The sequence below is a fragment of the Butyrivibrio sp. WCD2001 genome (assembly GCF_000424485.1).
In the GTDB taxonomy this organism is placed as follows: Bacteria; Bacillota; Clostridia; order Lachnospirales; family Lachnospiraceae; genus Butyrivibrio.
In genome coordinates this window covers 1-15,234 of the sequence record NZ_AUJZ01000015.1, presented here as the reverse complement: position 1 = coordinate 15,234, position 15,234 = coordinate 1, and the positions used below count along the sequence as shown (strand labels likewise).

Below are 15,234 nucleotides of genomic sequence, written 5' to 3'. Positions count from 1 at the left end.
TAAATGTCATACTAATGTTTATTGAATTTCCTAACATTCTATATTATAAACTGAACTGAGGCTGCTATACGGCAGCCTCAGTTCTATTATCTTATATCATACACACTTCTAAGTCTGAGCTTTGAAGCATCACCGGACAGAACCTCCACAGTAATCTCTCCGGCGTTCATGTCGAAATAGTTATCTGAAAGCACCAGATCCTCATTCTCATTGAGAATCTCAACGCCTCTTGCATAAGCATCAGCCTTAACAGTAATCTTATTGCCATCTACCTTTGCCACAAGGTTCGGGTTCTCATACTTAAAGTACTTAGGCATTGTGAAGATGACAGTGCCTGATGAAACCACCTTGCCGTCAACCTCAGCCTGATAGCTCACATAATTATTGAATCTGCCAGCATCCTCGAAGGTGACCTTAGAAGTCCAAACGCTTGTAAGTGCAGGAACATCAAGAACTTCGCTGCCCTCTCTTATAACCTCAGCTTTAGCGTTTCTTAGCTGCCACTTAACTGTAGCCTTTATCGCTTTTCTTGTCTCGTTCGCCACATTGAACACTGCCTCCTGCTTTACCTCTCTCGGCAGCCAGTTGAGCGGAACTCCGCAGGTCATCTCGCCCTCCTCCTGACAGGAAACAAGGATAGGCGCAAAGAACCTCTTCTCTGCATAGTGAAGAGCCTTGAGTCTTCCGTTGTAGTCGACACTCGCCCAGGATGCTACCGGCCAGCAGTCATTGAACTGCCATACAACCGCGCCCATGCAGCGGCCTCTGTTTCTTCTGAAGTGCTCGACGCCGTATCTGATTGCATCCGCCTGAAGCATCTGGGATGCATATATAACTGTTGAAAAATCGTTCGGATACAGGTAAGTTTGCTGCATATAGTTCATAATCTTACCGTTTGCAGCTCCGTTCCTCTGGTGTCTCTCCATTATATATGAAAAGACGTTCTTATCCGCAGGATCATCGGTGAAGCTCTCAACCGTCTTCTCTGCAGGGAAGGACTGGAATCCAAACTCCGAAAGGAATCTGAAATAGAATTTCCTGTACTCTGAGAAGGGCTGGTTGCCATGCCAAACCTCCCAGTAATGCACATCTCCTCGGTTTTCATCATTGGGTTCATCAAAGCATCCGCCTGACGAAGGTGATGCCGGCCAGTAATAAACATCCGGAGCGTATTCCTTCATCATATTCGGGATAATGTACTCATACATGATAGTGTAGTCTCGCTTCTCGGATTTCTTGGAAACCCACACGCCATAATCAACAAACATCTCCATCTCGTTATTGCCGCACATAAGACCGAGAGATGCGTGGTGACGAAGCCTAAGAAGATTATCCTTGAACTCCGCCTTTATATTCTCCTCGAAATCGGGAGTAAGATCGTAAACACCGCAGGCGAACATGAAGTCCTGCCATACCAGGATTCCGTACTCATCGCAGATATCGAAGAACCAGTCATCCGGATAGTATCCGCCGCCCCAAACTCTGATGGAGTTGTAGTTGGCAAAAACAGCCTTATCAAGGAGCTTTCTTGTAACCTCGGGATTAACCCTTCCTAACAGATGATCCTCCGGAATATAATCCGCTCCCATCGCAAAGACCTTAACGCCGTTTACAACAAAGCAGAACTCGCTTCCCCACTCGTCCTTCTCAGTACTTACGGTGCAAGTGCGAAGTCCGATCTTTCTCTCCCAGGTATCAAGCTGGTTTCCGGCTTCGTCCTTTAAAACAACAGTCACAGTATAAAGCGGCTGTTTTCCATAGCCGTTCGGCCACCAAAGCTGCGGCTTCTCAATTACTATCTCTTCCGGAAGCTCTCCGCTGCTCCTCTTCTCAGTAACCTCTCCTGAAGGAGACACTACCTTAACATCAAATGAATAACCCGAATAATCGCACTTTTTACTTTCAATGCCCATGTTGATGGCATAGCCTGACACATCGCTCTTTTCTCTGAATCTGAAAATCTCATCCGCAGAAGTGATCTCCGGCTTTATGCGAAGTCCAACGCTTCCGCTCTCATTTCCGTCCTTATCGATCTTCACATTCTCATGATTCTGAGTAATAAGCACAGATTCAAGCCTTGCCTTATTAAAGCACTGAATTGTTATCGGTCTGAAAATACCCGCATCCGGAAGGTGTGCGCCCCAGTCCCAACCAAACATGCAGTGCGCCTTACGAAGATATGTAAAGCCCTGCATCGCATCTTCACTTCCCTTTGAAGGAAGTTCCCTACTCTCATAGGCTTCCTTTATGAACTTTGTCGGAGAATGAAAATAAACCTTCAGCTCATTCTCATCCTTAAGGAGCTCCTTTATATCGAATTCCCAGGTTCTGTGCATGTTGTTGACATTACCAAGAAGCGTTCCGTTAAGATATAAATCCGCAAGAGTATCAAGACCGTCGCAGTGAAGCACCACTACATCAGACCCTTCGGCTTCAGCGGGCTTACCAAAATTGCAGACATACTCATAGTCGCTGTCCATGAGTGCCAGCGCCTTATCCTCATTGTCCTTGAAAAAAGGATCCTCCATCTCCCCTTCTCTGAGGAGGTCGGTGTAAACCGTTCCAGGAACCACCGCATTTATCAGCTTCGCATCCCCTACCTTGTGAAGCTTCCAGTTTTTATCAAGCTTTGTTGTAACCATTCCCAATCCTATCTCCTTCTCAAATTGAAATTTTCGAAGCCAAAAATCCCTTGAATTCCGGCCCCATCCCAACAATTTAATTGTCAGAATAATATAATTCTAAAGCCTGCACAGACATTTTTAAAGCACATTTACGAAAAGTTTTTAAGCCTTTTTAGTCCGCAAAAACCCTCACAAAAATAAGCCTTCTCCCACTTCTGAGAGAAGGCCGTTTTGCACTGTTTATTAACTTATTATATGAGAAAACGCTCACCCCTTAAGTGCTTTCTTTATCTCCCTTATCACGATCTTAAGGGCTTTAATTCTCGCATATTTCTTGTCTACAGATTCAAGAACATACCACGGAGCGAAGGTCGTACTGGTCTTAGCAATCATCTCATCGATGGCGCCCTCATAGAGATCCCACTTTTCGCGGTTTCTCCAGTCCTCATCCGTTATCTTCCACTGTTTCTCCGGAGTGTTCTGTCTGTCTGTAAAGCGCGCAAGCTGAGTATCCTTGTCAATCTGAACCCAAAACTTGATGATCACCGCACCCCAATCGGAGAGCTCCTTTTCAAACTCATTGATCTCGTTGTAGGCCCTCTGCCAGTCATTTTCAGAGCAGAATCCCTCGAGTCTCTCAACCATTACGCGTCCGTACCAGGTCCTGTCAAAAATCGTTACATGGCCGGTCTTCGGAAGTCTGGTCCAGAATCTCCATAGATAATGCCTTGCCTTCTCGTGGGGCTCCGGGCTCGCAATCGGCTCAACCACATAGTCCCTTGGATCAAGAGCCGCTGTAATTCTCTTGATATTTCCGCCCTTACCGGCAGCATCCCAGCCCTCATAGGCGATAATTACCGGAATCTTCTTCCTGTATACCTTATTGCCAAGATCCTTCAGCTCCTTCTGCAGCTTCTTTAGTTCGAGATCATATTCCTCATCTGTCAGGAACTTACCGGCAAGATCAATATCCGACAGCTTCTGAACCTTCTCCATCGGGAAGGTGTTCTGCAAAATCGGAACATTCAGCGCATGGTTCTTAAGCGCAATATCTATCCCCTGATTAAGGAACTGCAAAACCTGCAGCTCAGCCCACTTCTTATCTGAAGCGTCTATGATGTACCATGGCGTCCTTGACTGATTGGTATCACAAAGATACTTATCATAGACCTCCTCTATCTTGTCATACTGCTTGTTCTGCTTAATATCGGCATCCGTTACGCGCCAGCTGGTATCCTTATCTCCAAGCAGCGCATCAAGTCTCTTCTTCTGCTCCTTCTTGGATATATTCATGAAAAACTTCACCACAAGATATCCGTTGTCGCAGAGCTGCCTCTCCATAGTATTTATGGAGTGCACACGCTTTGTATAGGTATCCTCATCCGTCTTGCCCTGAAGGACACCGTCCACAATCTCTTCCATCCAGCAGGTGTCGAAGAACCTGAACTTTCCTGCCTCCGGAATCTCCTTAATATATCTGTATAAAAACGGATAGCGCTTCTCTTCCTCGCTCGGAGCGCGGTCCAGCGTTGCCACCTTGAAAAATCTGGGATCAATATTTCTTATAACCTTGCCGATTACGGCTCCCTTTCCGGCAGCATTCCAGCCCTCAAACAGAACCATTACGGGAAGTCCCGCCTCCTTGATCTTCATCTGCGAAGCGGAGAGCTTTGCACGCTCTTCCTTAAGCTTTGCTTTCAGTTCTTCCTCTTCCGGCATCTCAGAAACAATAAAATCCTTTAACATAATTAACCCCCTCGCTAAGTGGTCTGCATAGTAAAACGCACCATATATGGTAATGATACCACATACGGTGCGTCACAAAACGTGTTTAGAAAAGTTTAATTATTATCGGTTTTCCGAATCAGCCAACTTCCTTTTCAGTATTGTTGAAACTTACGCCGCGGTTGATATCGCCCTTAAGATTCTCACCGAAGTTGTAGTCATTTCCGGGAAGAATAGCATTGAGTGCGATTCCGAAAATAGCTGCAAGAGCAAGTGATGTAAGAGTGATGGATGTTCCACCAACAGTAAAGGTAAGTCCGTTTGAAAAACCAAGTCCTGTAACAAGGATTACTGCTGCCACGATAAGGTTTCTTGACTTTGTGAAGTCAACCTTATTCTCAACCACATTTCTAACACCGATCGCTGAGATCATTCCGTAAAGAACGAAGCTTATACCGCCGATGATGGCTGTAGGCATTGTACCGATTACATCTGCAACCTTGGGAATAAAGCTTACAACAATCGCATAAACGGCAGCGATTCTTACTACCTTGGGATCATATACCTTGGAAAGCTCAAGAACACCGGTGTTCTCGCCGTAGGTTGTGTTCGCAGGGCCGCCAAACATTCCTGCAAGAGCTGTAGCAAGACCGTCACCCCAGAGAGTTCTGTGAAGGCCGGGCTCCTCGAGGAAGTTCTGACCTGTTGTAGCGGATATAGCGGAAATATCACCAACGTGCTCCATCATTGTAGCGATAGCAATAGGCGCCATAACAAGGATTGCAGTGATGTCGAACTTCGCAAAAAGGAAAGGCGGAAGTCCCACAAAGCTTGCAGATGCGATAGGTGCAAAATCAAGGATTGCACTACCGTCAAGATTGGTCATTCCTGCAAGATGCATTACTACAGCAACAAGATAAGAAATAACTACACCCATGAGAATCGGAACGATCTTCCAGATTCCTTTTCCCCAGATATTGAAGATGATTACAATCGCAAGTGCGATCACAGCAAGGAGCGGATTAACCGATGCATTGCTAACTGCTGAAGGAGCAAGTGACAAACCGATGCAGATGATGATCGGACCTGTAACAACCGGAGGAAGGAAATGCATTACCTTCTTAACTCCCACAAGTTTAATGAAAAGAGATAACAGAAGATACATAAGACCTGCAACAACAATTCCGCCGCAAGCATAGGGAAGCTTCTCTCCGTAAGTCATATTTGCGAATTTACCTGTATTGAGCTCTGCGATAGTAGCAAAGCCGCCAAGAAATGCAAAAGAAGAACCAAGAAATGCCGGAACCTTGAACTTAGCAAAAAGATGGAACAGCAGCGTTCCTACTCCCGCAAAGAACAATGTAACCTGAACCGAAAGTCCCTCACCGTGAAAATAGCTGTTTACCAGAATCGGTACCAAAATCGTTGCCCCAAACATAGCAAACATGTGCTGAAGTCCAAGAATAAGCATTTTGGACTTACCAAGAGTTGACGCGTCATAAATAGCCTGTCGTTTTTCTCCCATTACCTTCTCCTCCGTTAAATAAAAACACATTACAAAATAAAAAGGCCTTTGGGGATCACCCAAAAGCCCTATTGATTATAGCATGTCCATGTCAACAATAAAAGAATTTCATCAGAACGAATTTGCATTTTTTTCTGATCGGTTTTCTGCTCTACCGGTAAGCTTATCATACAGCGCCATCGCGATCATAGGCGTGATTGTTCCGGTATATAACGGGTTCATTTCATATCCTGAATTAACTGTTTTTAGTCGTGAACGTATTTTTCAGGAGTGCAGCACGCCTGTGCGACAACAGACACTCGTCCCCACCCACCATATGAATTAAGCAATTCGTTTACAGTGGGAATAACGGGCCTTTTCCATTCCGGCCTTTTTAAGCATTTGCTTCAGATTTGATATCTCCTTTGAATTCATATTTTCAACTTCAACTTTTATCTTTGATGGAGTACCTGCAAAAGCATCCTTGCCCACTTTCTTTACAGTATTTACATGAATGCCCATTTCCTTTAAGGATGAGCATCCATAGAACGCCCTCGCCTTAATCGCAGAGAAGTCCTTAGACCATATGATGTTAACATCTTCAAGCTGGGTGCATCCTTCAAAAGCGCTCTTGCCTATATACTTGATTTTAGTCTCATTAATCCAGCAATCTTTGATATATTGATTTCCTTTAAATGCATTATCTGCTATTCCGACTACGTCGTAGCACTCATAGCCGATCTCATCAACATAATTCCATGGATCAAAACGCTCCATATCCTCCTGACTTGCAGATGAATTAAATCCTATGACTTCAACTTCACCCCTCTGCTTCTTTGTAGCAGTTTTTACTACCCTGTACGAAAGTGATCCGGATACAAATGTCTCCCCTTTTGAAAGCTTTTTCATGAAATCCGAAGCAGTGGGAATCTTTGTTTTTGTCTTTTCCTTCTTGGGAGTATCCATTATGAAATAGACATCTTTCGCACCGGCTTTTTTCAGAAGCTTGTTTATCTTCGATGCATGCTTTGTACTCATATCGTAGGTATAGACTCTTATTATCTGGCTTGTATTTGCAAAGGCATCTGTACCTACACTCTTTAACGAGTCATCCGTAAAATAGACCTCGTTCAAGGACTCACAGCCATAAAACGCTCTATCACCGATAGTAGCAAGTCCCTTACGGTTAGTACTAAAATCCTCTAACTTTGTACATCCTTCAAAAGCACTTTTTCCTACATATCTGAAATTGGTGCATCCATAAGCACCGAAACTGCGAATGTTTGTATTCCCCTTGAATGCATCATCCGCAATCCCCACAAAATCATAAGGCAGATCTTCTTCAATCGTGCCTACAATGCTAGGATTTTCCAATGTATACTTATCGGCACATGCAGGATCAAAACCGGCAAGCTCAACTTCACCGATTCTGAATTTCTTAAATGAATCAGGATTTTTTATCGGTTTTACAACTCTATAGACAAAGCCCTCATATACAAATTCCCCTCCTTTAGGAACTTTGTAATAATTATCATAGTAAGCCCTGGACTGTATACTCCCAATATTAAACATACCCATGATGAAAAACACAGCAGCCAAATGTAAAATTAACTTTTTCATACTCTTCTTTCCCCTTTACCTCAAATTTTCTCCCACTTATAAATGATAAGGTTTGGTTATAATCAGCTTTCTCACTCCTGCATTCCTAAAAAGTTGTTTTATTTTTGTTATCTTTTTTGCACCAATTTTATCAACCTCGATCTCTATCTTCGAGGGAGTATCAAGGAATGCATCTTTACCCACTTTCTTTAGGTTGTTTTCCCTCAGCCACATTTTTTTCAGAGATGTGCATCCACAAAAAGCTCTTGCTTTTATTGTAGAAAGGTTTTTGGCATGAAAAAAATAAACATCCTCAATTCCGGTACAGTCTTCAAATGCACTCTTGCCCACATACCTGATCTTATTATCAGTTGAAACAGATTTTATTTTCTGATTCCCCTTAAATGCATTGTCTGCTATCCCAACAATGTCATAGCATTCGTAGCCGATGTCATCGACATATTCCCATGGATCAACCCAGCTCATTTCAGGATATCGGGGAGATGGACTAAATCCTGTAACCTCTACTTCACCGCGCTTGTTTTTTGAAGCTGATTTCAACACCCTATATGAATAATAGTCATCCGAAAATGTCGCTCCCTTAGGAAGCTTTTTCACATAATCGGATTCATTCGGTATCTTTGTTTTAACCTTTTCTTTTTTAGGCGTGTCCATCTTGAAGTAAATATCGTTTGCACCGGCCTTTTTGAAAAGCTTGTTAATCTTCGATGCCTTTTTGGTGCTCATGTTGTATGTAATAACCCTGATGGTCTGACTAGTGTTTTTAAAGGCGTCTTTACCTACCTTCTCTAAAGAATCATCAGTTAAATAAATGTTATCCAGCAAAGGGCAATCGCAGAACGCTCTGCTCTTGATAGTGGTTAGCCCTTTTCGGTTGTCTGAAAAGTCCTGAAAATTAGCACATCCTTCAAACGCACTTTTACCGATGTATCTAAAATAGGAGCCCCCAAAAGTAAAAAAGCTCCGAATATTCGTATCCCCCTTAAATGCATTATCAGCTATTCCTACAACTCTGTATGGTCCCCAATCTTCTAAATCTGAGCTATCATATCTAATATTAATATATTTATCAGCATCATATTTTTCACCGAAATAATCCACACGATCAGGATTGGGATCAAGGCCAAGAATTTCGATTTCGATAGGATCATTTTTCTTTTTCTTTGCTTTTATTACTCTGTAAATCAGTGGTTCACTGTCACTCTCTTTATAAAAAACATCTCCATCCTTTAGATGAAAAATAGAGACATATTTCCCTGATGGAACCAGAATTTCCGCCTTTGCATCGATAGACCTAAGATTAAATGCCGCAACGACCATTATTATGGTAATCATTGCAAAATAAAATCTTTTCATCAAAGAACACCCCATTTTTCCAATTTTTTGTCTTTCAATCCCCCAAAACAGCATTTTTACTGATTGCTGTAATAACATGATAGAGCCGGGAAACTAACGCGTCAATATATATTGAAAAGCAGAAAGTAATTCAGAATTTCCAATATATTCCATAGCACTCCCTGTATTGATTGTAGTGCGTAGTAAATACAAGGTTACGGTCAGTTCCTCTAAGGTCGAACTCCATCTCATCCTGCCTTTTCACCAGATATCTCTCAATATTTGAAAGGAAATCATCCACGGACCCCGCATCCGTGAGCTTTATCTCATCCGATTCCACAGCTCTCTCTGCAGGAACCGATACCTGCACTCCGTGAGACTTTGTTTTCATCTTCGCTGTCCCAAGTCTTGCTGAGAGAAGATATGGTCCGTATAAAAATGCATAGGTGGTCTTTCCGTCGGGGAGATTTTCATAATGAAGTCCCATAGGAAGCTCCAGCACGAGTTCTCCTCCTGATGATAGAATTTCCTTTGAGATCACAATGAAATCCTTCTCTTCCTGATGAACGCCTGCATCGACATCTTTTCCATTAAGAGTAATCCTCGGCATATCTGCTACCCACTCCGGGATTCTAAGCCATAAATCATCTTCAATGTTTTTACCCTGGTTAGGCGTAATTATAATTTTCACCTGCTCCGATTTGGTGAGGTCGCACTCCTGAATGAGCTTATAATCATCAGTTGTAAGCTCTGATGCGAGATAAATTGACACAAGCATCTTGCCTGCTGCCCTATAGTAAATTCCTCTCTGAAGCTTCGTGAAGTTCTCATATCCGGTTCCGGTGCAGCACCAGAAGTTACCGTCAAGGGTATTAAACACCTTGTGATAACCTGTCGCCATCGGCTGGAAATATGTGGTAAATCCGGTCTCGTGATTCTGCGATGCCATTATTGCATTTATAAGTGTTCTCTCAGAATAATCGAGATACTTCTTTTTACCTGTAACCGCAAAAAGTCGTCTTGCAAACTTCAGCATGTTATAGGTATTGCAGGTCTCATTATTTACATGGGTTCTCTCTGCATCAAGGACATAATCTTTTCCGAAGTGCTCGTTCTCACTGTTTCCGCCTGTAACATAAGTATGCTTACTAACCACCATATCAAAGAAGCTCTCGGCATATTCAAGATACTTCGCCTGCGAAGTATCCGCTTCGTATCTCGCAAGCGCCCCTATAAACTTGGGAATCGTCGTGTTGGCGTGAGTATTATCAAGAACATTCTCTTTTCCCGAAAGTATCTTCTCAAACAGCTCTGTCTCATCAAATCTGTGCGCCGCATCAAATATTCTCTTCAGATCTTCGATGGCGAGAGCATTTCCCTTCTCTTTAAGCTCCCTGTTTATAACGAAAAGCTCATAGAGGCAGTCATTCATTCCGCCGTATTCAATACTAAGAACTGTTTTATTGGTCTCTTCCGACCACCCCTCGGTTCTTTTTGCAATCCAGAGTCCCAGATTGTTCGCAAGCTTCAGCGCCGTCTCCTTCCTTGCTATGATGAAGGCAGCGTTCAATCCCGTCAGAATCTTGTGCATCGTATACCACGGAACCCAGGCCTGTGTGAACAGGTCGCTTAGCCCTTTTTCAACGTTATCGAACTGCAGGAGTACATTATCCGAGAACTCTTTTGTAGGAAAATCGGATCCGAAAATATATCCCTCATACTGACTTCCTTCTGTAAGCTTCTGACATTCCATCAAAGCATCAAGGATGTAGTCAAGCCTTGCATCCACGTCCTTTTTTTCCGCTTCCGAAAGTCCGGGGTTCCCCACTGCCTGAGCGAGAGCTGTAATATAGTGTCCAAGGGTATGGCCGCCAATAAGAGAATTTTCCCAGCTGCCGCCATAGCGCTCTTTACCCTTCATAAATTCCTTCTTAGCTTCATCGTCCATCCCTGCAATTATCGCCGCAGTTTCCCTAAAGCCCGCAAGAAGTCTGTCTGCATCAAGTGTGAGCATATTCTTCACATCGATATGAAGTGCCTCATCATAATATTTATCAGTAACCTTTACCGCTCTGTGTTCCACTAAAGTCCAGGTATTTTTCATGCTATCTCCTCCTTCTGAAAAGAAATAAGTGTGCCTGCCAACATGCCTGACACACTTAAAATATAAAAGGTTTAACCCTTCCTTTCTATTCGATTATTGCTTATTTTTTCTGACATTTTGCTTATGTCTGATGTGCACAGAATGTCGCTTGAAATTGTCATGAATTAATCCAGGATTTACTCTTCTCCATGACATCCTCCAGAATTCGAATATTGTTTAACGTATCATCTGTCTCGAGCGAATGATTTGCGCCTTCATATAGATGAATGGGAATACCATAACCCTCTGCCATATCCACTACCTTAAGCGGATCACTCCACGGATCTGCCGAGCCGATAAATGCTATTGCATTCAGTTTTTCCGGTTCCTTTATCACGTTAAAAGTCTCTTCCAAAGGTGTATACAGAATATGCCTTACATTTTTAACAGCTTTCTTCTCGCAATATGAAACTGCGATAGCTGTTCCTATGCTCTTTGATATAAAAAGAATATCATCATAATCATCGAAGCGGATACCACGAAGAGCTTCATCTGCTTCCCGATAAAGTGTCTCGAAGGACTCCTTCATCTTTTCCTTATCACCGCGAATCTTCTTCGGCTTACTTGTATAGTTTATATTTTTACAATCTTCGTATCCCGCCTCAGCCGCCAGCTTCCTTGCATAATACAAAAGCGGTTTATCGTTGTGATATCCTATCCCCGGAAAAAATACTGCAATTTTCTTGTTTTTCATGTGCTCACTTTCTATTAAAAATCGTAATCTACAGTTTCTTCGGTCTGAGTTGTCTCCTCTGTGTCATCTCCGCCTCCGGGAGTAAACTGCAATATTATAAACATAATCATACTAAGTACGATCATTATATAAAATTATACACCATAGCAATGATAGAATGTACCTTCCATATCCACTGTGACAGAAGCGCCCCGCAATAGCTTTTCATCAAAATACTTCAATATTATTTCTTTCTTATCTTCAAGGTATTTCCTGCTGTCAGGGTACTTTCTAAGGAGTCTTTCAAATAAATCCTCAGCATTGTCAAAAGAAAGCGGGCATGGAAGCAACACGATCTCAACCTTATCAAAGTTTTCAGACAGGAGATTTACAAAATCCGCCGCCAAATCTCTTCGCTCAGCTCTCCTTTTTATGGCAAAAGATATGTCCAGTCCGATATCCGCAATTGTCTTTTCCCAGAAATCATATTCCTTATTGTCCTCGCTGTAGAAGTTCACGGAAAACATACCGCCGGGCGCAAGAACCTTTGCCACATTTTGGATGAAAGCCTCTTTATCATTAAGATAAGAAAGAAGATAATGCGCAACAATCTTAGAATACTTTTTCTTTGCTATTTTCTCCCAGGTCTCTTCCTTTTCCAGGTTACTGAAAATCACCTGTATATCAGCTTCTCCCGGTAAAGTGCCGCGATTTTCATGAAGATATTCATAAAAATCGTCAGCCCAGTTTCCGTGAATGTCATATCCGTCCACTAACAGTTTTGCCGGAATACGCTCCCAGTTCTTTCTCCACAAAAGACCGTAACTGCAGCCAAGATCCAGGACGGTATCCTCTTCTGTAAAATCCAGCGAGTCGAATATCTTCTCATACCACTCAATTCCGTCCGCAGCATGATTTGCAGCATACCATCTTCGCTCATCAGCACCCTGACTCATTTCCATCTTCTTGATGATATCCGCGATATCGTCCCAGTCAGGATTCTCATTAAGTCTTGCGAGGGACGCCTCAATGCATTTAGCCGATTTCTGCAGCTCATATATTTTCTTGTTCATCATCTCGAGCTGATTTTCCAGGATATCTCTTATCGAACTCAGATTATCATTTTCAAGGTTGCTCTTTATCTCCTCTAGGCTAAAACCGATGTGCTTTAGTGCAACAATCTTTTCCAGAATTATTAAAGAATTTTTATCATAGAGCTTGTAATTCCCCTCAGAATACCCAACAGGCTTAAGAAGTCCCTTCTCATCATATATACGAAGCGCCTTCTGCGACACCCCAGCCTGTTTGGCAATCTCCCCGGATGTCATCCTCTTTTCCATACTTCCCTCTCCTTTTCAAGTATTACTGTATGATGTTAGTCCCCTCAATATTCCAAAATCACACGCCATTCCTCCAACAGCCGCTCTATACTCCATGCTGCATTCGCCGGACTCGTTGAAGGAAGGCAAATTGCCTTTCTGTTTATTTTTCCTTCGATATACTTCTTATAATATTTTTCAGCCGTCTTCCCATTAACAAAAATCGCTTTAATATCAGCCTTATCAAGAATCACAGACAAATCATTTGCCACAACATTCTTTATCGTCGAATCCGCTGATCCTTCAATATCGCACTGTGCTATAACATCCCAAACTGCTAAATGATTCCTTAGTAAAAGTGCTCTCTTTTCCTCTACAGTCCCCGGAACCTGTTCACCATATAACGCGGCTATAACCTTCCAGAATCTGTTTTGCGGATGCCCATAGAAAAACATAGCTTCTCTTGATTTCACAGATGGAAAGCTTCCAAGAATCAGTACTCTTGATTCACTATTAAAAACCGGCTCAATTGGATGAATAACCATTTTATCAGCCTCCAACCTAAGATGCTTTTTCTACAATTGTTGTAATATTAGAGCTTTTCAAAAATGCGATATCCTTTTCAGACGGAGTAATCGCAGCATCACTTCGAATAATTCTGCCGTATTTGGTATAGCGTTCTTTATTGCCTGAATTGCCCCCTTCATCAATCCTGTATTCGCCTAAATCTCTTGTATTCAGGGTAGTTTCCAGTAGTGAATATGGCATGTTATCCCATGCATTATCGTAGCTTCCGATTAAGGCCTCTCCATTTTCCAGAGCCTTCAGCTCCTTAAGGCACAGCTCCACCGCCTCTGATATAAACTCATCCGCCATCTCTTTTGTGAAAAAGAAAATATCCTCATCCGGCACCGGAATAAAATACTTAGCCATAGATTTCATGAGTCTTGCTATATCAAAAGGACAAAGCTTCGTAATCTCCTCGCTGTTAAAATCAGCAGGTGCCTCAATGTCATTACTAAGCCCATAATGCGAAGCAACATAGAAATTTATAATTGAATAATCCTTATGAAGCTTCTCAACATTTCCCGGAATCGTCGGATTCCACTTATACTTATCAAAAACAAAATGCCTGTAACAAATATCCTGAACAAGATGCAGATAATAGCCCAGATACAGATCATCTATCTTTATCTTCTCTCCATATTCAGACCTGAAACGTTCAAAGTCATAAACCCTCTTATTATATCCCCAGGTAGTCTTCTTTAAATGACTTGCATTTCCATTTCCTGCATCCGGAAGAATCGCCCCAAACTTAAGTCTTCCCTCATCTTTGAATTCGCATCTTTTAGTAAGTTCATTTGTGACCGCCAAATGTATAATGCTTGATGCCATGAATATAATTCCCCTTCCTCCAACAATACTCCCTTTTTTATATTAGCTGTAAAAAGCACCGGATATTGCATCCGCCTTTAAATTAAATGTAATAAAGCCTTTGATATTGCATCTGCTTTCCTATAAACTTCTCTGCAAATATCCGTGCGCCAAAAAGCAAAATCCAGCAAAGCTTCTCTATTCTCTGTTTTAGATATCAGATATTCCTCATACCCATAAGCACTACGTGATAGTTGAAACAGATAAACATATGGCATAGCTTCCAAATCTCTTTTTGTAAGCTTAGCATACTTCATATATTCCTTCACATACAGTGCAAAGTCTGTGGTATCAAAGGCTTCTCCATTGCGGCAAGCTCCGGCCTGTATATATGACCTCATTATCTCCCATATTGCTGGCAGCTTTGCCGCTGAGGTAAAGTCTATTACTGCCTTTACATGATCTCCATCGCATATTAATTGACATGAAGTATAATCTCCATGACTTGGAGTATATGTGATACCCTTAAAGTATCCTTTCATATCCTCAATATGACTAAAAAGCTCTTTCTTGAATAAAAAATCTTCCTTAATCCTGCTGTAATTGTTGTTTGTTACTTTACCTGCATTCTAAATTCTGTTTTTGAATCACTTTATTTAAAGGTGTGGACTTATTTATTCTGGTGCATAATACGCCAGATTATTTAATGCCATGCCTTTTGTGTTATCATGGGAAAGTTACTGACAATAAAAGGCAGGATCCCTCCCCGACCAAAGTTTGGTATCCTGCCTTAGCAACTCCGTACACAGAAGTGTACGAAAACATGCAAGACAATGATAACCCTTTACGTCGAAGAAAACAATCCGATTACACCAGGTTTCTACAACTCTGTCCTAAACAATCTCCAGTTCCATCAG

11 protein-coding genes are annotated in these 15,234 nt (G+C 42.2%); all 11 read right to left on the bottom strand.

The features are described from left to right. Positions 1-86: 86 nt before the first annotated feature. The gene (locus tag G630_RS0112905) at positions 87-2,642 is read right to left on the bottom strand and encodes a beta-mannosidase (RefSeq protein ID WP_026498817.1); all 2,556 of its coding nucleotides are present in this window, start codon (positions 2,640-2,642) and stop codon (positions 87-89) included. Positions 2,643-2,891: 249 nt separating this feature from the next. Further along, positions 2,892-4,370: a polyphosphate:AMP phosphotransferase gene (gene pap / locus G630_RS0112900; protein WP_026498816.1), complete on the bottom strand. Its 1,479-nt coding sequence runs from the start codon at positions 4,368-4,370 to the stop codon at positions 2,892-2,894. A gap of 118 nt (positions 4,371-4,488) precedes the next feature. Then, complete coding sequence (locus G630_RS0112895) at positions 4,489-5,874, bottom strand: uracil-xanthine permease family protein (RefSeq protein ID WP_026498815.1); 1,386 nt, start codon at positions 5,872-5,874, stop codon at positions 4,489-4,491. A 321-nt stretch (positions 5,875-6,195) separates the two neighbouring features. Further along, positions 6,196-7,473 (bottom strand): leucine-rich repeat protein, encoded by a 1,278-nt coding sequence (locus G630_RS0112890; protein WP_026498814.1) that lies wholly within the window; start codon positions 7,471-7,473, stop codon positions 6,196-6,198. Positions 7,474-7,509: 36 nt separating this feature from the next. Continuing rightward, positions 7,510-8,829, bottom strand: coding sequence for a leucine-rich repeat protein (locus G630_RS0112885; RefSeq protein WP_026498813.1), 1,320 nt, complete (start codon positions 8,827-8,829; stop codon positions 7,510-7,512). Between the two features lie 130 nt (positions 8,830-8,959). Beyond that, positions 8,960-10,912: a beta-L-arabinofuranosidase domain-containing protein gene (locus G630_RS21825; protein WP_044959316.1), complete on the bottom strand. Its 1,953-nt coding sequence runs from the start codon at positions 10,910-10,912 to the stop codon at positions 8,960-8,962. Between the two features lie 157 nt (positions 10,913-11,069). Continuing rightward, complete coding sequence (locus G630_RS0112875) at positions 11,070-11,645, bottom strand: hypothetical protein (RefSeq protein ID WP_044959302.1); 576 nt, start codon at positions 11,643-11,645, stop codon at positions 11,070-11,072. 134 nt (positions 11,646-11,779) lie between these two features. Next, positions 11,780-12,964: a MerR family transcriptional regulator gene (locus tag G630_RS0112865; RefSeq protein WP_026498811.1), complete on the bottom strand. Its 1,185-nt coding sequence runs from the start codon at positions 12,962-12,964 to the stop codon at positions 11,780-11,782. Between the two features lie 44 nt (positions 12,965-13,008). Further along, a complete protein-coding gene (locus tag G630_RS0112860; protein WP_044959300.1) occupies positions 13,009-13,488 on the bottom strand; it encodes a DNA-deoxyinosine glycosylase in 480 nt (159 codons plus the stop codon). Positions 13,489-13,504: 16 nt separating this feature from the next. Further along, positions 13,505-14,338, bottom strand: coding sequence for a tyrosine-protein phosphatase (locus G630_RS0112855; protein ID WP_026498809.1), 834 nt, complete (start codon positions 14,336-14,338; stop codon positions 13,505-13,507). A gap of 77 nt (positions 14,339-14,415) precedes the next feature. Then, entirely contained in the window at positions 14,416-14,859 is a 444-nt protein-coding gene (locus G630_RS0112850) for a hypothetical protein (RefSeq protein WP_026498808.1), read from the bottom strand. Positions 14,860-15,234 lie beyond the last annotated feature (375 nt).

What these genes read in the sequence shown, in the direction of transcription:
- G630_RS0112905 (WP_026498817.1), bottom strand. Translation starts at nt 2,642, where the DNA reads ATGGTTACAACAAAGCTTGATAAAAACTGGAAGCTTCACAAGGTAGGG.
- pap (WP_026498816.1), bottom strand. Translation starts at nt 4,370, where the DNA reads ATGTTAAAGGATTTTATTGTTTCTGAGATGCCGGAAGAGGAAGAACTG.
- G630_RS0112895 (WP_026498815.1), bottom strand. Translation starts at nt 5,874, where the DNA reads ATGGGAGAAAAACGACAGGCTATTTATGACGCGTCAACTCTTGGTAAG.
- G630_RS0112890 (WP_026498814.1), bottom strand. Translation starts at nt 7,473, where the DNA reads ATGAAAAAGTTAATTTTACATTTGGCTGCTGTGTTTTTCATCATGGGT.
- G630_RS0112885 (WP_026498813.1), bottom strand. Translation starts at nt 8,829, where the DNA reads ATGAAAAGATTTTATTTTGCAATGATTACCATAATAATGGTCGTTGCG.
- G630_RS21825 (WP_044959316.1), bottom strand. Translation starts at nt 10,912, where the DNA reads ATGAAAAATACCTGGACTTTAGTGGAACACAGAGCGGTAAAGGTTACT.
- G630_RS0112875 (WP_044959302.1), bottom strand. Translation starts at nt 11,645, where the DNA reads ATGAAAAACAAGAAAATTGCAGTATTTTTTCCGGGGATAGGATATCAC.
- G630_RS0112865 (WP_026498811.1), bottom strand. Translation starts at nt 12,964, where the DNA reads ATGGAAAAGAGGATGACATCCGGGGAGATTGCCAAACAGGCTGGGGTG.
- G630_RS0112860 (WP_044959300.1), bottom strand. Translation starts at nt 13,488, where the DNA reads ATGGTTATTCATCCAATTGAGCCGGTTTTTAATAGTGAATCAAGAGTA.
- G630_RS0112855 (WP_026498809.1), bottom strand. Translation starts at nt 14,338, where the DNA reads ATGGCATCAAGCATTATACATTTGGCGGTCACAAATGAACTTACTAAA.
- G630_RS0112850 (WP_026498808.1), bottom strand. Translation starts at nt 14,859, where the DNA reads ATGAAAGGATACTTTAAGGGTATCACATATACTCCAAGTCATGGAGAT.